General features: G+C 42.4%; 17 protein-coding genes and 2 pseudogenes. 16 read left to right on the top strand and 3 right to left on the bottom strand.

The features are described from left to right. The first annotated feature begins 4 nt into the window (after window positions 1-4). From fliP to gmk, 15 genes and pseudogenes are all read left to right on the top strand, one after another. Entirely contained in the window at window positions 5-793 is a 789-nt protein-coding gene (fliP, locus tag LEP1GSC190_RS10510; RefSeq protein WP_002747827.1) for a flagellar type III secretion system pore protein FliP, read from the top strand. Next, window positions 790-1,053, top strand: a complete 264-nt coding sequence (gene fliQ / locus LEP1GSC190_RS10505; RefSeq protein ID WP_002747735.1) for a flagellar biosynthesis protein FliQ — start codon at window positions 790-792, stop codon at window positions 1,051-1,053. Before fliP ends, fliQ begins: the two co-directional genes overlap by 4 nt. A 6-nt stretch (window positions 1,054-1,059) precedes the next feature. Beyond that, complete coding sequence (gene fliR, locus LEP1GSC190_RS10500; RefSeq protein WP_002747835.1) at window positions 1,060-1,842, top strand: flagellar biosynthetic protein FliR; 783 nt, start codon at window positions 1,060-1,062, stop codon at window positions 1,840-1,842. Next, window positions 1,839-3,224 carry an EscU/YscU/HrcU family type III secretion system export apparatus switch protein gene (locus LEP1GSC190_RS10495; RefSeq protein ID WP_002747753.1) on the top strand — a complete coding sequence of 462 codons (1,386 nt, stop codon included), beginning with the start codon at window positions 1,839-1,841 and terminating at the stop codon, window positions 3,222-3,224. The genes fliR and LEP1GSC190_RS10495 overlap by 4 nt, the downstream gene beginning before the upstream one ends. A gap of 9 nt (window positions 3,225-3,233) precedes the next feature. Then, complete coding sequence (flhA, locus tag LEP1GSC190_RS10490) at window positions 3,234-5,351, top strand: flagellar biosynthesis protein FlhA (protein ID WP_002747809.1); 2,118 nt, start codon at window positions 3,234-3,236, stop codon at window positions 5,349-5,351. Window positions 5,352-5,402: 51 nt separating this feature from the next. Continuing rightward, window positions 5,403-6,692 (top strand): flagellar biosynthesis GTPase FlhF, encoded by a 1,290-nt coding sequence (gene flhF / locus LEP1GSC190_RS10485; RefSeq protein WP_002747784.1) that lies wholly within the window; start codon window positions 5,403-5,405, stop codon window positions 6,690-6,692. Between the two features lie 26 nt (window positions 6,693-6,718). After that, complete coding sequence (locus LEP1GSC190_RS10480) at window positions 6,719-7,630, top strand: MinD/ParA family protein (protein WP_002747794.1); 912 nt, start codon at window positions 6,719-6,721, stop codon at window positions 7,628-7,630. 3 nt (window positions 7,631-7,633) lie between these two features. Continuing rightward, window positions 7,634-8,110 (top strand): hypothetical protein, encoded by a 477-nt coding sequence (locus LEP1GSC190_RS10475; protein ID WP_002747895.1) that lies wholly within the window; start codon window positions 7,634-7,636, stop codon window positions 8,108-8,110. A 156-nt stretch (window positions 8,111-8,266) separates the two neighbouring features. Next, on the top strand, window positions 8,267-9,067 hold the full coding sequence (whiG, locus tag LEP1GSC190_RS10470; RefSeq protein ID WP_002727432.1) for an RNA polymerase sigma factor WhiG: 801 nt from the start codon (window positions 8,267-8,269) through the stop codon (window positions 9,065-9,067). 25 nt (window positions 9,068-9,092) lie between these two features. Then, window positions 9,093-11,078 carry a FapA family protein gene (locus LEP1GSC190_RS10465; RefSeq protein WP_002747888.1) on the top strand — a complete coding sequence of 662 codons (1,986 nt, stop codon included), beginning with the start codon at window positions 9,093-9,095 and terminating at the stop codon, window positions 11,076-11,078. A 7-nt stretch (window positions 11,079-11,085) separates the two neighbouring features. Continuing rightward, window positions 11,086-11,439 (top strand): hypothetical protein, encoded by a 354-nt coding sequence (locus LEP1GSC190_RS10460; protein WP_002747993.1) that lies wholly within the window; start codon window positions 11,086-11,088, stop codon window positions 11,437-11,439. Window positions 11,440-11,487: 48 nt separating this feature from the next. Then, window positions 11,488-11,986: pseudogene (locus LEP1GSC190_RS21080) on the top strand (hypothetical protein); the annotation flags it as partial. A gap of 128 nt (window positions 11,987-12,114) precedes the next feature. Beyond that, window positions 12,115-12,588 (top strand): annotated as a pseudogene (locus LEP1GSC190_RS21075) (hypothetical protein); the annotation flags it as partial. Continuing rightward, window positions 12,588-12,869 (top strand): DUF370 domain-containing protein, encoded by a 282-nt coding sequence (locus tag LEP1GSC190_RS10450; RefSeq protein ID WP_002727460.1) that lies wholly within the window; start codon window positions 12,588-12,590, stop codon window positions 12,867-12,869. The pseudogene LEP1GSC190_RS21075 and the gene LEP1GSC190_RS10450, both read left to right, overlap by 1 nt. 56 nt (window positions 12,870-12,925) lie before the next feature. Next, window positions 12,926-13,426 (top strand): guanylate kinase, encoded by a 501-nt coding sequence (gene gmk, locus LEP1GSC190_RS10445; protein ID WP_338034141.1) that lies wholly within the window; start codon window positions 12,926-12,928, stop codon window positions 13,424-13,426. Between the two features lie 61 nt (window positions 13,427-13,487). On the opposite strand, the gene LEP1GSC190_RS10440 is transcribed toward gmk, so the two are convergent. From LEP1GSC190_RS10440 to LEP1GSC190_RS10430, 3 genes are all read right to left on the bottom strand, one after another. Next, window positions 13,488-14,351 (bottom strand): hypothetical protein, encoded by an 864-nt coding sequence (locus LEP1GSC190_RS10440; protein ID WP_002747943.1) that lies wholly within the window; start codon window positions 14,349-14,351, stop codon window positions 13,488-13,490. Window positions 14,352-14,384: 33 nt separating this feature from the next. Further along, a complete protein-coding gene (locus LEP1GSC190_RS10435) occupies window positions 14,385-16,361 on the bottom strand; it encodes an ATP-dependent DNA helicase (protein ID WP_002747897.1) in 1,977 nt (658 codons plus the stop codon). A gap of 118 nt (window positions 16,362-16,479) precedes the next feature. Continuing rightward, entirely contained in the window at window positions 16,480-18,072 is a 1,593-nt protein-coding gene (locus LEP1GSC190_RS10430) for a sodium-dependent transporter (protein WP_002747804.1), read from the bottom strand. A gap of 359 nt (window positions 18,073-18,431) precedes the next feature. Here LEP1GSC190_RS10430 and clpB point away from each other — a divergent pair, with 359 nt between their 5' ends. Then, a complete protein-coding gene (gene clpB / locus LEP1GSC190_RS10425) occupies window positions 18,432-21,005 on the top strand; it encodes an ATP-dependent chaperone ClpB (RefSeq protein ID WP_002748023.1) in 2,574 nt (857 codons plus the stop codon). The last annotated feature ends 28 nt before the right edge of the window (window positions 21,006-21,033 follow it).

Raw genomic sequence — 21,033 nt, 5'->3', positions numbered from 1 at the left:
TCAGGTGAAAATGAGACATAAAAAACTTATCAAGAACATAACGTGGATATTCCTGCTTGTGGCGAGTTTGTCCCTAGGTTCTTCTTTTTTGGGAGCTCAATCTCGAATTCCAATTCCTAATTTGAACATCAACGTAAACGAGGCGAAGAACCCAAGAGAAACGAGCCTTTCTTTGATGGTTCTATTTTTGGTTACGATTCTTTCCCTGGCTCCTGCGATCGTGATGTCTCTGACTTCCTTTACGAAAATAGTGATCGTTCTTGATTTTGTGAGAAGGGCTCTTTCGATTCAGAATCTTCCGCCGAATCAAGTGATGATGGGTCTCGCTCTTTTTATGACTTTTTTTATCATGGCCCCTACATTGAATACGGTCAATGAAAGAGCGTTGACTCCGTATTTGGAAGGTAAAATCGATACGAACTCTTTCTTTGAAAAAGGAATGGTTCCGATTCGTGAGTTTATGATGCGCCAAATCGGAACTTCCGGTGCCAAAGACGTGGCTCTGTTTTTAAAAATTGGAAAAGTCGAAGAGGTGGAATCCTTCGACGACGTTCCTTCTTACGTTTTGATCCCGGCATTTATGTTGAGCGAAATCAAAAAGGCCTTTTGGATTGGGATTATCATTTTCATTCCGTTCATCGTGATCGATCTCGTGGTAGCATCGGCGCTTCTTTCCATGGGTCTCATGATGTTACCTCCTGTGATGGTTAGTCTTCCGTTTAAGTTGATTCTGTTTGTTCTTGTGGACGGTTGGAACCTGATTGTTTACGAATTGGTCCGGAGTTATAAATGACGGAACTCGACGCAATGACTCTCATACGGGATTCGCTTTATATCACTCTGAAAATTTCGTCTCCGATTCTCCTTACCGCTCTGGTCGTGGGTTTGGTTATCGGGATCTTACAGACTACTACCTCAATCCAGGAACCTACGATCGCTTTTGTTCCTAAACTCGTGGCTGTTTTTGTCGTGATCGTGATCTTTTCCTCTTGGATGATTCAGACGATGACGGATTATACTCGGAATTTATTTTTGATGATCGAGAAATTTTAGTATATTATGGAATACTTTATCAATCATTTTCAAACTTTTCTGCTGATCCTTTCAAGGTTGATGGGGTTATTGTCCGTTGCGCCAGTATTCTCCTATCCGTCGATCAGCGTTCCTCAGAAGATGATTTTTTCGTTTTTGGTTTCCGTGATTTTATTTCCGGTGACCGCCGGTTTTTTGCCTCCTGTTCCCGCAGATATGGGAAACTATGGACTTGTGGTTATCGCGGAAGTTCTGATCGGAATGCTTCTCGGTTTTTTGATTAGCTTGATCTTCGCGGCATTTCAAATGGCAGGAGAATTTTTTAACGTTCAATTGGGTTTTGGTTATGCGGAGATTTTGGATCCTGTGACCCAGACTAGTTTGCCTGTGATCAGTACACTTAAAAATCTTCTGGGAATGCTTCTCTTTTTGACTTTAGGCGCCTATCGAATCATGTTTGAAAGTCTTGCATATTCCTTTGAGAAGATTCAGGTTTTAAGATTTGTTCCCGAGATTCAAAACGGAATTTACAGGGCAATGGAAGACGCGGTCGGAGCGATGTTTCTCGTCGCGTTTAAGTTGTCCCTTCCCGTTCTTGGAATCATTCTGCTCGTAACTGTTTCAGAAGCTTTGATGGGGAAAGCCGCTCCACAGCTTAATATATTGCAGCTATCCTTTCCGATCAAAGTTACGATCGGCTTGATCGTGATGATTTTTATTACCCCTTATCTAATTTCACAGATGGGGGCGGCTTTCGATTTGTCCTTTGATAAAGTCAATCTGATGCTTCAAGGATGGCCGAAACAATGAAGGTGACTTTCTGGAAGAAAGGAGTTCTTGAAGTTAGGAGAAACATTCGTATTATCGTTTGGAGATTTTGCAGTAATTCCGAATTCTTCTGTAATGCAGATATAACCTCTCCTTTGTTAGGTGGGCTGATGAAAAGAATCGGTAGATTTTTCTCTATCACAAAAAAAATTTTCCTTCAACGACAATTTAATCTTTTTATCGGAACCTTTGCATTTGTTGCTCGTTGGCAATCTCGCTCTCTATGGATCGCTCGATTTTTAGGAACTCCGACAAATACCACCGCGCTCGCCGCCGATTTCAAAATTCATCTACAACTATTTGCAGCGGAAGATGAAGGTCGAACCGAGCCTGGGTCCGAGCGGAGAAGAAGGGAGGAACGAGAAAAAGGGAATGTTCCCAAATCTCCAGAACTTCCGGCAGCGGTTGTATTACTCGCTGGGGTAATCCTCATATATCTCATGGGAGAATATTTCTTCATGAGAACGTTTTACATTCTCCGTAAATATATTCACGGAGTGGGACTTAGAACCGATATCAGTTCCGAGTCCGTGACCGAACTTTTAAAAAACGCTTCCACGGATTTATTCACTTTACTTTGGCCTTTGCTCGGAATTACATTAGTTGGCGCTGTGATCGGGAACGTTGCACAGGTAGGATTTATCTTCACACCCCGCGCTTTGAGTTTTAACTTTAGTAGGATCAGACCCAACTTTAAGAAAGTCCTTCCGACACGTCAGACACTCTTTAACTTGGGAAAATCCCTCGCAAAGGTAGGATTGATTGCGTGGGTTTCTTACATAATTATCATTAAGGATTTTTTTCCGATCCTTATTTCTGGAGAGATGGGACTTGAACAGGCAGTTGCTCTCGTGATGAGTAGTTCCTTTAAGATCTTTTTGGTCGTAGGGATTATTCTTCTCGCGATCAGCATCGTAGACTATTTATATCAAAGATACGAATACGAAGAGTCTTTAAAGATGACTCCTTCCGAAGCAAAGAGAGAAGCAAAAGAATCAGACGGGGACCGCTCCCTTCAAGCAAGAAGAAGACAGCTCGCTCGGGATATGATGAATAAGCGAAAGATGCTCGCGAAGGTTCCGGAAGCGGACGTTGTCATTACAAACCCGACTCACTTTGCAGTGGCTCTGGAATACAAACCCGGAATTCACAAAGCGCCGATCGTAATTGCAAAGGGTGTGGACGACTTTGCGCTTCTTATCATTCGAATTGCAAGAGAAAATGGAGTTCCCACCGTGGAAGATCGTATTCAAGCTAGAGGACTTTACGAAGAAGTGGAACTTGGGGCGGAAGTTCCACAGCAATTCTATCGTGCGATCGCAACCATTCTCTCTCGTTTGGAATCTTTCCGGAAAGCCGTATAAGAGGAAATTATGGAAAAGAAATGGTGGAATCAATCCGACGTAATTTTAGGAGTCGGGGCCGTTGCGATCGTCGCAATGCTCGTTATTCCTCTTCCCGGACTTATATTAGATATTTTGATTATTGTTAGTTTGGCAGTTGGGCTTTTGGTTCTTCTAACTTCGCTTTCGGTCAACGAACCTGCTGACTTTTCGATTTTTCCGAGTTTACTTCTCATTACTACGTTGTATCGGCTTGCGCTCAACGTATCGACTACGAGACAAATCCTTTCTAAGGGTCCTGCGATGAACAGTCACGTCATTGATGCTTTTGGGTCTTTTATCATAGGAAGCGAGTCAGGACTTTCTAAATATGTGGTGGGATTTATCATATTTATTATTCTCGTTCTTGTTCAGATTCTCGTGATCACAAAGGGTGCGACTCGGATTTCGGAAGTTGCGGCTCGTTTTACTTTGGATGCCTTACCGGGCAAGCAGATGGCAATCGATATGGAACTTTCTTCCGGAAATATCAATGAGGAGGAAGCCAAAAAAAGGAGAAAGAGGATTGAAGCCGAAGTGGACTTTTACGGTTCCATGGATGGAGCGAGTAAATTTGTTCAAGGAGATGTACGAGCCGGACTTATCATCACCGCCATTAATCTGTTAGGCGGAGTGATCATCGGTTCTTCGATTCGAGGAGAATCCTTCACCCAGGCCATTGAAACCTACGGAAAGTTCACCATAGGGGACGGACTCGTATCTCAGATTCCCGCGCTGTTAACAACTGTCGCAACTGGTATCATTGTCACTCGTTCCGGTTCCGAATCGGATCTTGCCACTCAGTTCAAAAGTCAGCTCTTCAGTAATTCCAAGGTTCTTTATGTGGTTGCGGGAAGTTTGGGATTTTCCGCGTTTATTCCGGGACTACCGTTTATTCCTTTGGTTCTTCTTTCGGCGGGGATCGCTTACTTGGGATATTCGCTTGAGCAAACTGTCAAGGAGCAGCTCGAATCGATTGAGAAGAAAGAAAAAGAATCCGGTCAGGATCGTAAACCGAAAGATTTTTACGAAGAACTCAGGACTGATCCGATCGAAATCGAAGTCGGTTATCATTTAATTCCGTTAGTCGATACTTCCCAAGGGGGAGCGTTGCTGGACCAAATCAGCAATCTCAGAAAAAAGTTTGCTCAAGACAACGGAATTGTAATCCCTCCCGTGAGAATTTTGGACAACTTGGATTTGAATCCGGATACGTATTCGATCAAGATTAACGGAACTGAGGTGGGAACTTCCACGGTAAAGCCGGACAAGTTGATGGCTCTCAACACAAGTCCGGGAACGGCGGAATCGATTCAAGGAGAGGATTTCTTGGAACCTTCTTTCGGTCAAAAGGCGAAGTGGATTTCCTCCGAAGATAAGTCAGAGGCCGAAGCGAAGGGTTACACCGTGGTCGACGCGTCTACCGTGGTTGTTACACATTTAAAAGAACTTTTGGCGACACACGCATCTACCTTACTCGGAAGAGAGGAAGTCAAAAAACTTCTGGATCATTACAAAGCGAGTTATCCGACACTCATTGGAGAATTGGACGCGGACAAACCGGGTAACCTAGGAATCATCCAACAAGTGTTACAGAATCTTCTTAGAGAAGGCCTTGGAATCAGAAACCTCGTACCTATACTTGAATCGATTGCAAACAATTTATCTAAGTATCAGAATCCGTATATACTCACGGAATTGGTGCGACAGGCCGTTGCAAGAACCGTGGTGAAAGATTATCTTTCCATGGACGGTAAACTTCGGGTGATCACTCTTGAAAGTAGGATCCTCGATCGGCTTAATAAATCGATCACTCAGGACAGAATCGAAAACAGAGACGTTCTTTCTTTGGCCCCCGATTTTTACAGACGATTAATTGATAGCGTTGCCGAACTCTATCGAAATTTTCGAATCGAAGGAAAGTTTCCGATTTTTGTAGTAAACCGGGAGGTACGTTTACCATTTTCGTATTTACTCGCAAAGGAGTTTCCTCCTCGGAATTTTGGAGTTCTTGCGTACGAAGAAATACATTCTTCCGTGGATTCGGTTATAGAGGCCGAACTAAAACTTCCTCAAATACAAACCGTGGGAGTAGAGGAAGAAACATGATGTTATTGGAATATTCAATCTTTCTAAAAGGAAAAGATCAGGGAGTTAAATATGGAATTCGCTAAAATTCGTGGCAAAAGTTACCAAGACTGTTTGATGGAAATGAAAATGAAGTACGGTTCGGAAGCGACTGTAATTTCTCAAACCGTAGTTACCGAAGGCGGAGTGATGGGAACGGGGCTTCTCGCTAAGAAGATGATCGAAATTCAGATTGGGATTCCGGAAAAACAGGCTTCTCGTGAAAAAATAGAACGTAAACTTCAGGATCTAAAGGATCTTTTAAAACAAAAGTCTTACGTTACTCCGGAGAAAAAGAAAACACTCCAAACTTTAAAGCCTCTTTCTAGAGCTTTAGAAGAAAAGGAAACTACTACTACCGTTGCAGAACTTGAAGAAGTCATGACTGAACCGGAAAGAGTCGGTCTTTCCTTCGAAAGGGAACTTTTTGAAAGAAATTCTCCGAGCCGAAAAGAGACTTTTACTGTTCGAGGGAAAAAAGATTCTCCCTTGAGCAGATTAGGAGAAAGATGGGTTCGGGAAGGAATGAGCCAGGGTTATGTGGAAGAAATTCTTTCCAAGATCGAAGAAAGGCTTTCCCCGATCGATCAAGGGCGTAATCACGCTGTTTCCGAAAGGGCGACTCAAGTGCTTGTCGAAAGGGTCAGCGTGGATCCGGACCTTTTTCGAGGGACCGGAAAAAATCAGAGAAAAGTGGTTTTCCTCGTAGGGCCTACGGGTTCCGGTAAAACGACAAGTATCGCAAAACTCGCCGCAAAATATTTCTTACACATGGGGAGATCCGTGTCGCTTTATACGACGGATAATTATAGAATCGCCGCGATTGAACAACTTAAACGTTACGCAGACACCATGGGAATGCCGTTTTATCCAGTTAAAGACATAAAAAAATTCAAAGAAACTCTGGCCCGAGACGGTTCGGAATTGATCCTTATCGACACCGCGGGTTACAGTCATAGAAATCTCGAACAACTGGAAAGAATGAATTCATTGCATTCTTGTTTCGGAGAAAGGGACTCGGTGGAAAATCTTCTTGTCCTTTCCGCCATTTCTTCCTACCATCATACGAACACAGTATTGAAAGCCTACGAGTCTTTAAACTATCGAAGAATTCTTCTCACAAAATTGGATGAGGCGGATTTTTTAGGTAGTTTTCTCGAACTGGCCGATACATACTCTAAGAGTTTCACATACTTCAGCGTGGGTCAGGAAGTTCCTTTCGACATTCTTCCTGCCGATAAAAATTTGATGGCCGAGTGTGTGGTAACTTCGGAGAAAATTGCTGAGCTAAGAGGAGAAGTTTTCACCGTCACGGGGAGCTGATCCGAAAGCTCTTGAAGAGGTAAAGAATGGATCAGGCGGCTCATTTACGGAAACTCACCGAGGGAAATACGAGTCTAAAAGTTCTGTCATCCAGAAAGCCCAGGACAAAGGTCATTGCTATCGCGTCCGGGAAGGGAGGAGTTGGGAAGAGTACCGTCTCTGTGAACCTCGCCATCTCTATGGCAAGAGCCGGACAAAAAGTCCTCGTATTCGACGGGGATTTGGGGCTTGCTAACGTAAATGTAATTCTTGGGATCATTCCAAAATACAATCTTTATCATGTCGTCAAAGGTCATAAAAGCCTGAAGGATATCGTCATTCAAACTCCAGAAGGAGTGGATATCATTGCAGGGGCTTCTGGATATTCTCAACTTGCAAACTTAAACGATACCCAAAGAAATTCTCTGATCAAAGGTTTCTCCGAATTAGATAATTATGATGTTATGATCATTGATACTGGTGCTGGAATCAGTTCGAACGTCATTGGTCTGACTCTTCCCGCAGACGATGTGATCGTGATTACGACTCCGGAGCCTACGGCGATCACCGATTCTTACGGACTGATCAAGGCAATCGTATCTCAAAGCAGGGATAAAAATTTGAAGATGGTCGTAAATCGAGTAAGAAGTGCGATCGAAGGGAAAAAAGTCGCAGATAGAGTCATCGATATCAGCGGGCAATTTCTTGAAGTAAAGGTCGAAAATTTAGGATTTATCTTTCAGGATGAGGAAGTGGAAAAAAGTATTCGGGAACAAAAGCCATATATCATCGGTTCACCGAAAAGTAAGGCGGCGGCGTGCCTGAATCGTATAACGTATTCCCTTTTAAATCAGGAAATAGAACCCTTGGAAGATGCCGGTATCAGCGGGTTCTTCAAAAAGTTTTTTAACTTTATGGATGTCCGGAATAAAGAATTCGATACGAGCGACGAAGAATAGTCCTTGAATCTTCAGATCCTATTCATAGGCGTTTTTGCCCTTATCGCTTTGATCGTAAGCTCGTTTTGCGGATTTTTTATCGGAAATGCTTTCGGGCATATTATTTTTGTAACTATTCTTTCCATGATTGCGTTTGCTGTTTTCGGGTTCGGAGTGCACGCGTTTTTGGAAAAAAAAGTCCCCGAGTTTTTGAATTTTCTTTCCAATATTGGGGAAGGGGCTTCTCCTGCTGCTTCCAATTCGGAAAGCATCGGAGTAGGAGGGTACGATTATACAAGTCATGCAGGTGACACTGAATTTTCTTCGAGTGACGAGCCTTCCAATACGGAAGTATTTGTAGCAGCGGCTTCGAAACCTCAAAAAAGCGGCAATTTCGGCGATCATATTATGGTCGAAAATATAGCGATCAAAAATGAGCCCAAACTGATGGCGGAAGCAATTCGTACGATGCTGGCTCGAGATGATATGGGTGAAAAATAGTTATTTCTTTTTAAATTTCTGCCATTCGGTTTTAGGAATCGAATGAGACAAAAAACTGCTTGATTTCCCCGTTTTTGCCTTAAAAAATGCTATTGCAATTTTCTGAGAAGCTCGACACTTTAGAATGAAGGTCAAGATTTTTCCAGATCCGAGCTTATGTCCAAAAAATATGAGAAATATAACCAGCAGGATGAGACTGAGCTATGGAAATCCTATCGGGATACCAAAGATCAGGACATCCGATCTTATCTTGTAGAAAAATACTCTCCTCTAGTCAAGCACGTCGCCGGCAGAATCGCGATCGGAATGCCTCAAAATGTTGAATTCGACGATCTTGTATCTTACGGAGTTTTCGGACTTCTGGACGCGATTGAAAAATTCGATCCGGATAGACTTATTAAATTCAAAACGTATGCGATGACTCGGATTCGAGGTAGTATTTTCGACGAACTGCGTTCGATTGATTGGATTCCTAGATCCATTCGCCAAAAAGCAAAACAACTCGAACAAATTATCGGAATGTTGGAGAACAAAGAAGGCCAGCAAGTCGACGACGATGCGATTGCAAAAGAATTGGGAATTTCCATGGAAGAATATAATTCTCTTCTTACGAAAATCAGCGGAACTTCCCTCGTATCTTTGAATGATATCTGGTTTCTTGGAGATGAGAACGACGAAGTTTCTTTTATGGAAACTCTAGAGTCTCCGATGAATATGAATCCTGACACGATCATCGAAAAGGAAGAGATCAAAAATGTGATCGTGGAAGCGATCAAAACTCTTCCTGAAAAGGAAAAAAAAGTAATCGTATTATATTATTACGAAGATCTAACTTTAAAGGAAATCGGCGAGGTTTTAGAAGTAACTGAATCCAGAATTTCGCAGCTACATACGAGAGCGGTTTCCAGGTTGAGAAGTAAACTCGGTAAAGTAAAATCCGTCATTTCTCGCAAGTAATCATCGATTTACTAGGACGGAGAATATGGGTTCCCTAATTCCATTTTTAGAAGACCAAAGCCGGGAGCTGGATCGAATCCAGAAAGAACAGGTCGAAGTATATGGAGACACGTTGGAAAATTCTCTCCGGCTCGCATCAAAACACTTTAAAAAACAAATCCACGAATTAGATTATGTGGTCTTAAAACGTGGAAAGAAAAAACTTTTCGGGCACGAACCTTGGCATATCCGAGTTTCGATTCTTCCGGAAGACACCTTTCTCGACGAACTCACCGAACTCGATCAAAAGCTTACCGGCGGTTCCGGCAAACTTATGTCTAAGGATCTTAAAGAGTTCATTCAACCCAAAGACAAGGACGGCAAAGCTCTGGTTCAGATTCTACGCAACGGAGTATATCTTACCATTTTTCCGCCGTTAGGCGAAGGTCGTTTCGTGGATGTGGACGATGTCTCTAAAAAACTCATGTTAAAAGGGGTTTCCGGAGAGGATAACAAACTCGTCCGTAAAATTATAAAAGAGGCAAAGGGAGAATCAGTTCTCATCTCGGAACAAAAACCGAGATCAGGAATGGAAGCGAAACTCATTTTGGATATTTCTTCAGACAAGATGAAAGCCAAAGTTACCATTCTTCCTCCTAGACCCGGCGGGAGGGACCTTGAAGTTCGGGATATCGTCAATCAACTAAAAAATGCAGGCGTTAAATACGGATTTAAAGAAGAAGAAATTCAAAGAAAGCTTGAGGACGAATTTTTCAATCAACCGTTTATCGCCGCGGAAGGGGATTATCCGATCAATGGGAAAAATGCCCAGGTTATCTACCACGTTCGGACTTCCAAAAACGTTTCTTTTCGAGAAGACGAAGCGGGTAGAGTGGATTTCAAGGATTTGGATTTGATCGAAAACGTGGTCGTCGGTCAATTACTCGCGGAAAAAATTCCCGCTGAAAAAGGAAAATATGGCCGTACTCTTTTTAATGAACTTCTTCCCGCAAAGGACGGAGCGGATACCGATCTCAAACAAGGTAAGGGAACGATTCTTTCCGAAGACAGAAGTAAACTGACAGCGGAAGTAAACGGGCAGGTTCTTTTTGCAACTGGAAGACTTTCCGTGGAAACTGTATATAGAGTTAACGGAGATATTGGTATCAAAACCGGTAATGTTACATTTCTCGGTTCGATCGTAATTACGGGTAACGTAGAAGATAATTATTCCGTCAAGGCCGCGGGTAATATAGAAATTTACGGAACCGTTCAAAAGGCAAGAGTAGAAGCCGACGGTGACATTATCATCCGTCAAGGGATTTCCGGTAGAGAAGACGCTCATATAGAATCCACTGGAGGAAACGTAATCGCAAAGTTCATACAAAGTGCAACTGTAATTACCGAAAAAGACGTTCTTGTTCAAGAGGGAATTTTACATTCCTTCGTGAGTGCGGGCGGGAAAATTCTCTGCAATGGGAAAAGAGGTCAGATCGTGGGTGGAACGGTTCGCGCTTCCGAATTGATCGCTGCACGAAGTATCGGTTCTTCCGCAAATCCGGCGACTGAGCTAGTAGTGGGAATTGATCCGAAAGTTCTCAAACAAATCGCGGATTACGAGTCCAAAATGCATGAAAGTCAGGCGAAACATGAACAGGTGTTTAAAAGTCTTAAAACTCTTCAAGCCAGAAAGGAATCTGACCCTGCTTCTTTTACGGAGGAGCATGAAAATCAACTCGGTAAAATGCAAAAAGCGGTGGAAAAGCTCGATTCTCGGATTCAGGAATTTGAGACTGAAATCAATAACCTCAAAAACTACATGGAAGAAAAGTCCTCTTATGGCAGAATCAGTATCGAAAAAGTTCTCTACGGTGGAGTGACTATGAGGATCCGTAACTCGGATTTCAAAACGAGAAACGAGATTAAGAATAAAACTTTCGTAGAAGAGAACGGGATGATCCGCCAGGTCCCTTACGAAGATCCGGAACCTGATAAAAAAGACTGGAGAAAAAAACGAAATCGTAGTAATTAAACCTTAGATGAGACTGAGCGATACTTTTTTAGGCTATGGTCAGGCTCCGGATATGATCCGGAGACAGCAGGTAGAAAATCCTTTCACCATGCCTCATATGATTTCCGAAACCGCTCGAATGGTTAAGGAATACAATGATACCAGAAAATATGCGGTCGAATTGTATACAGACGTTTTTTCCCTTTCTCCTGAATCCAGGGAAAAAATGGCCTTTGCCAGAAATCAAAAAATAGACCAAATTAAGGACCGGTTAAAAACATACAAGCCGGCCTCAGAAGATAGGAGCGAGACTTATTCCGCCGACGGCCAAAAAGAGTCTAACGCACCGACCAATCGAGGTAGAATCGAATTTTTCGCTTAAACTTTTTCCGAAGGAATGTTGTTGGAGACGGTACCGGGAGAAAAAGGTATGGAGTTATTTGCAGTTTTAGCGATCAATGCGTTCGTTTCCGTAATTTTATATTATACGATCACTTCGAAAGTAACCGAAAAAATTCGCACTCATATGTTGAAACGGATCAACGAAGAAATTCGGGATTTCGTGGACGAGTTGGAAACGGAATCACTCAGGCAAGTGGATTTAATTGGTTCTAGGATCCTCACTTTTAAAGAGATGACTCTCAAGGTGGAAGAGCTTGTTAAGAGGATCGAACAGGCTACCACTCCGGATATTTTGGATAAAATCCGATTAGAAAATCCAGAAAACGTGAATCGTTTTATGGAAACTTCTTCCTTAGCTTCTGAAAGCGGTTCTTTGGGGAAGAATCCTTCCTTTTTGAAAGTCGGTGAAGAAGAAAAACCTACTTTAAGAAATGCGAATCTAGCAAAGGTTCCCGGTTCTGTCCAACAAGGAATCGGTCATATCTATAAGGAAAATTTGGACCTTATAAGAGAAGAAGGTGAGGTCCCAACTGTACATATCGATTCTGCTTCCGTTGTCCGAAAGAACACGGTACAAAATTCTTATATCCAAAAACCTATACCTGCGAATGCGCAAAAAAATTCTAGGCCGCAAATTAAATCCGAAGCCGTAGGTTCTACTTCCAATCTCGTTTTAGAGACGATCGGCAAAGGAGTTCGTAAATTTTTCGGGATTCAGGAAATCAAAACGATCCGGAAAGAGGATACTTCCGTGAACGATTTTTTTCCAGGAACTCGAAATTCCACTTTGGATATTTCCCTGGATGAAGACCCTTTTTCCCCCGTTCCAAGTTCCGATTTTGCATTAGGCGGAACACCTATTTTTAAGGATAATCTAAAACCCGCAGATTTCGGTAGGATTCTCCAGGAAAATATAACCGGTTACAAACCTATCAAGCCGGATTCCACTCGAATTTCAGCGGAAGCGGCACTACTTGAGATCGGAGAAGATTCCACAAAAATAGAGAAAGTTGTTTTCCTTTTAAAAAGAAAATATACTCATGAAGAAATTTCGGAAGTTTTGGATCTGGCGCTCGGCGAGGTAGATATCATTGAAAGATTCAGGTTGGACAGAAATAGGAGGCTCTGATGTCCCAGTTTAGCGTACTCAACGTAGGATTCGGGAATATCGTTCTAGTTTCTAAGATCGTTAGTATCATTCATTCGGATTCTGCGTCTGCTAAAAGAATTCGGAACGAGGCCAAGAGCAACAACAGTTTGATTGATGCGACTCAAGGCAAAAAAACTCGTTCGATCATTGTGACCGATAGTAATCATCTTATTCTTTCCAACCTAAGAGTGGAATCTCTTGCCAAAAGAATCGAATCCAGCGATAACTCGATCGCTTCCGAAGAGGAAGATCTAGACTGAATTCTCCCAAACTTTTCGTTCTTTCTTCCGTTGCAGGAGGGGGAAAATCCACACTCATTCAAAAACTCAGAGAAAAACATCCCGACATTCTTTTCTCGATTTCGTGCACTACCCGAGCTCCTCGTCCAGGAGACAAGGAAGGAGTCACGTATTTTTTTCTAACAAAGGAAAGATTCGAAAAGGGAATTGAGGATTCCATGTTTTTAGAATGGGCTCTCGTTCACGATCAGTACTATGGTACTCCTTTGAAATTTATTGAAGAGGCATTTCAAAAAGGTTTTTCCGTGATTATGGATATAGACGTTCAGGGTGCCAAAATCATTAAAGAAAAACTTCCGGGAAGGATTGTGACGATTTTTATTCTTCCTCCGAACGAAAAGGAATGGGAAAGACGTCTTCGAGCTAGAGGAACTGATTCGGAAGAAAGTATCTTGAAAAGAATCCGAAATGGTAAGTCTGAGTTGGAACGTCAAAACGAATTCGATTATAAGATCGTAAACGACGATCTGAATCAGGCTCTTGCAGATTTGGAGAAAATCATTCTTTCGAAGTTCTAGATAAGCGACTGCATTTGACAGAAGGCGAAGATCTATCTACTCGTCGTAGTTTCCTACAAAATCATTTATCTTTCAAAATAATGACCCTACAATTTTTCAGAGCCGATCTGGTTTTAGGGGAGGCAAGCAGTTTCCTTGCGTCTTCTGCTGCGATCACTGGGTTTACGGGATAATGGCCAGTGACACTTAACGCAGTTACGTAGTAGGGTTTGATACCGGCGATCCGGGAACGGAACGCTTCTTCCGGAGTTTTCATATAACTTACATAACCGTTTTGAACCGCGTTTTCCTTGGAAACGAAATAGGGAGAATAAAGACTATTTCCTTCTTCCGAAAGAATTTCCGGAAACAAAGCGGTATCCAATTCCAGGTGTCTGGCGTCTATGATGAGAGAAGTGAATTCCGCGGCCAGTGTAGGAGCTGGATATTCCGGAAAACTTTCCGTATTGTAAGGAAGAAAAACGTAATTCAGAATACCTCGTTTCCCTTTGAATTGAATGAGGCCTTTTGAGATCGCTCGATTTTCCACAAAGTTGACCGTTGTAAACATCGGTTCGATCTCGAAGATTTGGTTGAAGATTTCTCGAAATAGAGAATCTTCTTTGATTTTTTCTCGAAGAGTAAATTCCGAATCTAATTTCAGAGTGTCTATTTTTCGAAAAAGAAATTTTTTGAGCTCTTCCTCCGCGTTTAAGGAAGCCTTTTTTCTTGCTTCGGTCAGATTTTTTGCGGTGTTTTCTGCGCCCCAATTCGGATCCTCTACGGAATAAGTAAGCTTCGGAAGTTTGAAGGAAAGAGTTTTCTGAATCTCTCCCTTTTTCCAGTCAATCACTGTATCTGTGTAATCTCTACTCTCAAAGGAGAATGGGGTTTGAATCGGAATCCAAAAAAGAAGGAGTAGGAAAAATCGAACTGTGGAATTCATTTGGTTCTCAAAAAACGAAAGTACGTCTTCTACTTATTTCGGCAGATTAGCGAATTCTCTCTTTAAATCTTCCCGGTTCTGAATCAATTTGGCGGGAGGAAGGGACTTCAAAAGATCCTTCCCATAAGATTTTGTGAACATTCTCGGATCCAAAATGGAAACGATCCCTGTGTCCGTACCGGAACGGATCAAACGACCGAATCCTTGTTTGAGAACTGTGCAAGCGTATGGAAGTTGTAACTCCGCGAAAGGATTTCCGCCGGATTCTTTTAACTGTTCGCTTTTGGTTTCCAAGACTGGATCGTTCGGAACTTGAAACGGAAGTTTGGCGATGATAACCGATTTGAGCTTGTCTCCACGGATATCGATTCCCTGCCAAAACGTAGAAACTCCGAAAAGTACACTGTTGGGGGTTTCAAGATACATTTGTTTGGCTCCATCCGGTCCCAGATCGGATTGGGAAAATAGTGGAACATCGGTATGGGGACAAATCGCTTCATAAACTAGTTTCAAGGACTTAAAAGAAGTAAACAAAACGAATGTATTACCCCGGGTCAATTCGATGAGCCAAAGGATTTGTTTTGCGAGATCTGCGTGATAACCGTCCGGATCTCCGACGGGATCCCGAATTTCCTTCGGAATATACAAAAGAGCGTTTTTTTGATACGGAAAAGGAGAAGGAACTGTAAGATTGGAAGCCTGTAAGGTCCCGATCTTTTTTTGAAAGTATTTAAAATCGTTTCCAGATGTAGAAAGAGTTGCTGATGTAAACACGATCGACTCCATCCGAGAGGCAAATAAGTCGCGAATAATTTCGTCCGGACTCAAAGGTTCCATGCAAATTTTATAATAGATCTCTTTCGAACTCTGATCGGGAGGTTCAATCCAATACACGAGGTTCGGATCGTCCACTTGACGAAAAGTTTCGAGACCGGCTGCGATCTCACCGATCCTTACAGCTAACATCTCTAAGGCGAGAGCGGATTCTTTTTCCGCGATGTCTTCGCTATCCTTGGACAATTTGGAAAGATGTTTCTGGAGGATTTCGGCGATCTCAATAAGTACCGCGGCAAATGCGCCTCGATCCAATTTCAGAGGCCTTTTGATCCTTTGAGGGCTATAAAAATTCAAAGGGACTTCTCCAGAAAGCGAGTTGAAAAAAACGGTTAGAGTTTCACCTGCCTTTGTCGCTAAATCCTTGAGAATGTTTGAGGAAATCGAAACCGCGACTCCAGTGTTTTTATTCGGAAGCCAGATTTGTTGCAGAAGTTTTTGGATTTCTTGAGAACGGATTTCTCGGCGAAAAGAAGAACCGATGATGTTTGGAAAGTTATGCGCTTCGTCCAAAATCACTCGACTGAATTCGGGAAGAATATTGAAATCGCTCGCGATATGCGCTGCCAAAAGGTGATGGTTTACGATTAGAATGTTACAGCGTTTCCATTTTTCCCTTTCTAGAAAATAATAAGAATGAGAAAAATTGGGACAATTTCTTCCGAGGCAATTGTCCGCCTCTCTTGTGACTCTGTTCCAAAAATCGTAAGAAGCCATTCCGGTAAATTCCTGTTTTCTTCCGGATTCGGTGGTTTGGATCCATCGATTGAAAGAATCCAAATGGGGAATCATCTCTGGACCGAAGGTTCCGTCCCGCAACACATGATTCATTTTTCTTTTGCACACATAGTTGGATGCGCCCATTGCGACTTCCGCTTTTAGATCCCTTCCTAAGATTTTGGAAACCATCGGAATGTCTTTTAAAAGGAGCTGCTGTTGAAGGGATTTGGTTTCGGTGGAAATAACGACGGGTTCTTCTTTTTCGATCGAAGCAAGGGCCGCGGGAATCAAATACGCGAGAGACTTACCGACTCCCGTTCCCGCCTCTGCAATCAAATGAGTTCCGTTAAAGAGGGAATCTTCTATCTTTTGGGAAAGTTGAATTTGGCCTTTTCTGGGTTCGAAATCGTCCCAGATCGTGGAAAGTTTATCAAAGTATTCTAAAGAACGGTTCAATGGTTTCTGGTTTTAAAAAGTTTAAAAATGCAGAATACGGCAAGACTACTCACTAAAAACAGGGAAAGAGTCATGATCGAAACTCCTTGCCAAGTCAGGCCTTTTTGGGCTAAGAACATCATTTTGAATTTACTCTATTTTCTTTATATTTCAGGGCGTAGTGTACGAGAAGCACAATCAAACTGAAGACGATCAGAATTCCGAAAAAAACGGATCTTGAGATGATCGCTTTCATACGGGCCGCTTCTACGGAAGTTCCCTGAGCGATTGCCTGTGAGATCATAGTGTCCACGCTCATTCTTTCAAAATGGCCGGGAAGATTTTGAATGAGAAAGGCGATAAATACGACGAGTAAAAACGCTGGAGTTATGTATTGAATCACGAACCAAAAAAATCTTGGAAGTTCAAAATGAGAACCTTCGTTCCCGTCTTCAATGCCTTTTTTGGCTCCGATTTTCCAACCGAATAAGAAAATTTGAATACTTGCAAGTATGAAGATCAGAATGGTCCCGACCCAAAAGTCGGCGAGCTCAAGCGCCTGAAAGTTTTGATTGAAGTAAAGGATCGGAAAAGAAAGGTTTGCGGTGAACAGGAACAAGATCAGACAAGAAGTTCGTCTTCTAAGCCCGAAGGATTCTTCCAAAAATATGATTCCCGGTTGTAACATCGTAACGGAAGATGTGATTGCTGCGAGAAAAAGAACAAAGAACCAAATTGCACCAAACCATTCTCCTCCGGGCATCAAAGAAAAAACGGACGGAAGTGCGATGAATCCCATACCGAACGTGCCGAAGTCGTTGATCGAAGAGCCTAAGAAAAGAAAGGCGACCGGGATCGTAATCATACCGCCGATTGCAACTTCCACGAATTCGTTTAAGGAGGCGGCGGAAAGAGAGGAAAGGACTACGTCGTTGTCTCGCTTGAGATAACTTGAGAAAACAAGTGCGATTCCGAAACCAGCAGATAAAGTGAAAAAAATCTGACCCGCCGCGGCGATCCAGACCTCTGATTTTAAAAGAGAGGACCAATCCGGGTTCCACATTTTTCCGAGACCAATCTCGATGTTGTCTAACGTAAGAACTCTAACGAGAATGATCGCAGAAGAGATCAACATTAAAGGAACCGCGATCTTGGCGAAGGTTTCGATTCCCTTGGAAATTCCTCGATAGACTAGAGCAAAGTTAAGAATAAAACAAGTGATCGTGGCGTAAAAGATTTTACCAGAAATTGCGTCCCCATTTTGTCTGGCCCCGGTCAGATCCAAATAGTAATTTCCTGCGGCTTGAATGATTTGGGATTGAGGAATGTGTCCATTCGTGTTGAACTGAATTTGTCCGGTTAAAAATTCAAAAGAATAAGCAAGGCACCAGGCTTCGATGAAAATATAATATATGTATATGAGAATGGGGATCGTAATTCCGATGGCTCCCACGATTCGGAGGGGAAAGCCAGATAGGAAACTTTTGAATAAAAAAGGGGCACTATGACCGGTGCGACCTCCCATCCTTCCCATGATCCATTCTGTGACGCAGACTGGGATTCCGACAAGAATGAAGCTAATGATGTAGGGAACCATGAAGGCTCCTCCGCCGTTTGCCACTGCTTGTCCGGGAAATCGGATGAAATTTCCGAGGCCGATCGCTCCGCTCGCCACGGTGAGGATGAGTCCAGTTCTGGATTTCCAGCTTTCTTTTGGGGGTTCTTTACTCATGATGTTTTCTTGTAAAACGCACGTTAAACCCTTCACTGTCAAAGGAAAAGTAAATGGTTTTGCAAAAAACGGGACATAAAATGGATGAGATACTTTTAATTCGGCCTTAGAGTTTGGAATGTTCGGTTAGGCTCCTTTCGATTTACATTCCCTATTTATGGCAACTAAGCGTTAAAGGTTCGGAAGTTCGATATGAAAATTGTATCCTGATCTCGAATTTTATTTCTGCAGTAGTTCTCATATTCTAGAAATGAATGTGGGTTGCATGTTAAAATATGGATGCCAATATGGCAGAAAATTGAGATTTTTTTAGAATCAGAGAGTCTAAATTCTAAATGAAAAAGTTGGAGAATTAGGAAATGAAACTAGATAAACTCACTGCAAAATTAAATGAAGCGTTACATAACGCACAAGTTTCCGCTGAGAAGTCGGGAAATCCAGAAATCAGCGAAGAACATATTCTCAGAGAAGTTTTGGTACAGACCGACGGACTCGTTCCACTTTTGATTTCAAAACTCAATCTAAATCCGAAATCCTTTCTTGAGAAAATCGAAGATGCGCTGAGGCGGCTTCCGAAAGTTGGAGGAACTTCCGACGTAGGATTTTCACGTTCTGCGGTTTCTCTTTTGAAGACTGCGGACGAAATTCGTAAAGAATTAAAAGACGAGTATTTATCGACAGATCATGTACTTCTCGGGCTTATGAAAAACGGAACCGGACCGTTGAAGGAGGAATTTTTAAAACTAGGATTAGAATATTCTAAATTACTTAATATTACTTTGGAAAATAGAAAGGGAAAGGCGATCATGGACGATTCACCCGAAGGAAAAACGGACGCTCTTGCAAAGTATGCGAAAAATCTAAACGACCTCGCTAAACAGGGAAAACTCGATCCCGTTATAGGAAGAGACGAAGAGATAAGAAGGACGATTCAAGTCCTCTCCAGAAGAACGAAAAACAACCCGGTTCTTATCGGAGAACCCGGAGTAGGTAAGACTGCGATCGTGGAAGGACTTGCGAACAAGATCGTACAGGGAGAGATTCCGGAAGGAATCAGGAATAAAATCCTTTATACCCTGGATCTCGGTTCCATGATTGCGGGAGCCAAGTATAGAGGGGAGTTTGAAGACAGATTGAAAGCTCTTCTCGACGAAGTTAAGGCCTCGGACGGAGAGGTCATTTTATTTATAGATGAGATTCATACTCTTGTAGGTGCTGGGGCAACAGAAGGTGCATTAGACGCTTCTAATATGTTAAAGCCGATGCTTGCAAGAGGAGAACTCCGATGTATTGGTGCGACCACTCTGAAAGAATATCAGAAATACATCGAAAAAGATGCCGCTTTGGAAAGAAGGTTTCAACCCGTTTACATAAAAGAACCTTCCGTCGAAGAGACGGTTACGATCTTAAGAGGACTGAAAGGGCGTTACGAGCTCCATCATGGAATTCGAATCCTTGATTCTGCGTTGATCGCGGCGGCTACTCTTTCCAATAGATATATCGCGGACCGTTTTCTTCCCGATAAAGCGGTGGATTTGATCGACGAGGCGTCTTCTAAGATGAGAATCGAAATCGACTCCATGCCAGAAGAATTGGATCGTGCGAGTAAACGGATTCAATCCTTAAGAATCGAAAGAGAGGCTTTAAAAAAAGAACAGGATTCCGCTTCGAAAGAAAGATTGAAATCTCTTGAAAAGGATCTTGCGGAACAAGAGCAGAATTTTCAAACCTTGAAAGCGAGATGGGATTTGGAAAAATCCAAAATCTTGCGATTGAAACAAATTAAGGAAGAGATCGAAAAGTATAAAAACTTAGAGGCGGACGCGGAAAGAAAAGGGGAAATCAATAGAGTCGCCGAAATTCGCTACGGAAAACTAGTCGATCTACAAAAAGAATTTGAAACAGCAAACGAAGAATTAAAAAAACAAGAAGGAGCTTCTCGGCTTTTGAAAGAGGAGGTCTCCGAGGAAGACATTGCGAACATCGTTTCTCGTTGGACTGGAATTCCCGTATCCAAAATGCTTCAAGGGGAAAGAGCAAAACTTCTTTTGATGGAAGACGCTTTGAAGACAAGGGTCATCGGTCAGGATCACGCTCTCAAGTTGGTATCCGAAGCGGTACAAAGATCAAGGGCTGGAATTGCGGATCCGAATCGACCAATTGGAACTTTCTTATTTCTAGGGCCTACGGGAGTTGGAAAGACGGAAACCGCAAAGGCTCTCGCCGAATTCTTGTTCGACGATACAAATGCGATGCATCGAATTGATATGAGCGAGTATATGGAAGCGCATTCTGTTGCGCGACTTATCGGAGCGCCGCCCGGTTACGTGGGATACGACGAAGGAGGACAACTTACTGAAGCGGTGAGAAGAAGACCATATTCTCTGATTCTATTTGACGAAGTTGAAAAGGCGAACCCAGATGTATTCAACATCTTTCTTCAAATTTTGGATGAAGGAAGGTTGACCGATGGAAAGGGGCGTAACGTTGATTTCAAGAACACAGTGATCATTCTTACTTCCAATATCGGATCGGACATTTTGGGTTCTTTCGAATATAGTACCGAAGAAAAAGAAAGATTAGTCGAAGAACGTTTGAAAAAACAATTCAAACCAGAATTCTTAAACCGAATTGACGAAGTGATTCTATTTCATTCAATTACTAATTCCGTGATTCACAAGATTGCGGATATTCAGTTGGAAGTGTTGAAGCAAAAGGCGAAGGAGAATGGTTTGGATGTTCAGTTTACAGACGAATTGAAAGACTATATTTCTAGAGTCGGTTTCGATGCCGAATACGGAGCTAGGCCTCTAAAACGTTTGATCCAAAGAGAAGTTGGTAACGTTCTCAGTCGCTACATTTTAAATGGTAAATTTTCGGACGGACAAAAAGTGACCGTGGATTATAAACAGGGAAAAGTGATCGTAGTGTAAACTGAAGCCGTTTGTTTTATTGTGAAAC

Origin of the sequence: Leptospira mayottensis 200901116, assembly GCF_000306675.2 — a bacterium.
Classification (GTDB): Bacteria; Spirochaetota; Leptospiria; order Leptospirales; family Leptospiraceae; genus Leptospira; species Leptospira mayottensis.
Note: the sequence above shows the minus strand (reverse complement) of the source record. Positions and strands in the feature narration are given on the sequence as shown.

Bases quoted from the DNA above. Each gene is read 5' to 3' on its own strand.
- fliQ (WP_002747735.1), top strand. From the start codon at position 790: ATGACGGAACTCGACGCAATGACTCTCATACGGGATTCGCTTTATATC.
- fliR (WP_002747835.1), top strand. From the start codon at position 1,060: ATGGAATACTTTATCAATCATTTTCAAACTTTTCTGCTGATCCTTTCA.
- LEP1GSC190_RS10495 (WP_002747753.1), top strand. From the start codon at position 1,839: ATGAAGGTGACTTTCTGGAAGAAAGGAGTTCTTGAAGTTAGGAGAAAC.
- flhA (WP_002747809.1), top strand. From the start codon at position 3,234: ATGGAAAAGAAATGGTGGAATCAATCCGACGTAATTTTAGGAGTCGGG.
- flhF (WP_002747784.1), top strand. From the start codon at position 5,403: ATGGAATTCGCTAAAATTCGTGGCAAAAGTTACCAAGACTGTTTGATG.
- LEP1GSC190_RS10480 (WP_002747794.1), top strand. From the start codon at position 6,719: ATGGATCAGGCGGCTCATTTACGGAAACTCACCGAGGGAAATACGAGT.
- whiG (WP_002727432.1), top strand. From the start codon at position 8,267: ATGTCCAAAAAATATGAGAAATATAACCAGCAGGATGAGACTGAGCTA.
- LEP1GSC190_RS10465 (WP_002747888.1), top strand. From the start codon at position 9,093: ATGGGTTCCCTAATTCCATTTTTAGAAGACCAAAGCCGGGAGCTGGAT.
- LEP1GSC190_RS10460 (WP_002747993.1), top strand. From the start codon at position 11,086: ATGAGACTGAGCGATACTTTTTTAGGCTATGGTCAGGCTCCGGATATG.
- LEP1GSC190_RS10450 (WP_002727460.1), top strand. From the start codon at position 12,588: ATGTCCCAGTTTAGCGTACTCAACGTAGGATTCGGGAATATCGTTCTA.
- LEP1GSC190_RS10440 (WP_002747943.1), bottom strand. From the start codon at position 14,351: ATGAATTCCACAGTTCGATTTTTCCTACTCCTTCTTTTTTGGATTCCG.
- LEP1GSC190_RS10430 (WP_002747804.1), bottom strand. From the start codon at position 18,072: ATGAGTAAAGAACCCCCAAAAGAAAGCTGGAAATCCAGAACTGGACTC.
- clpB (WP_002748023.1), top strand. From the start codon at position 18,432: ATGAAACTAGATAAACTCACTGCAAAATTAAATGAAGCGTTACATAAC.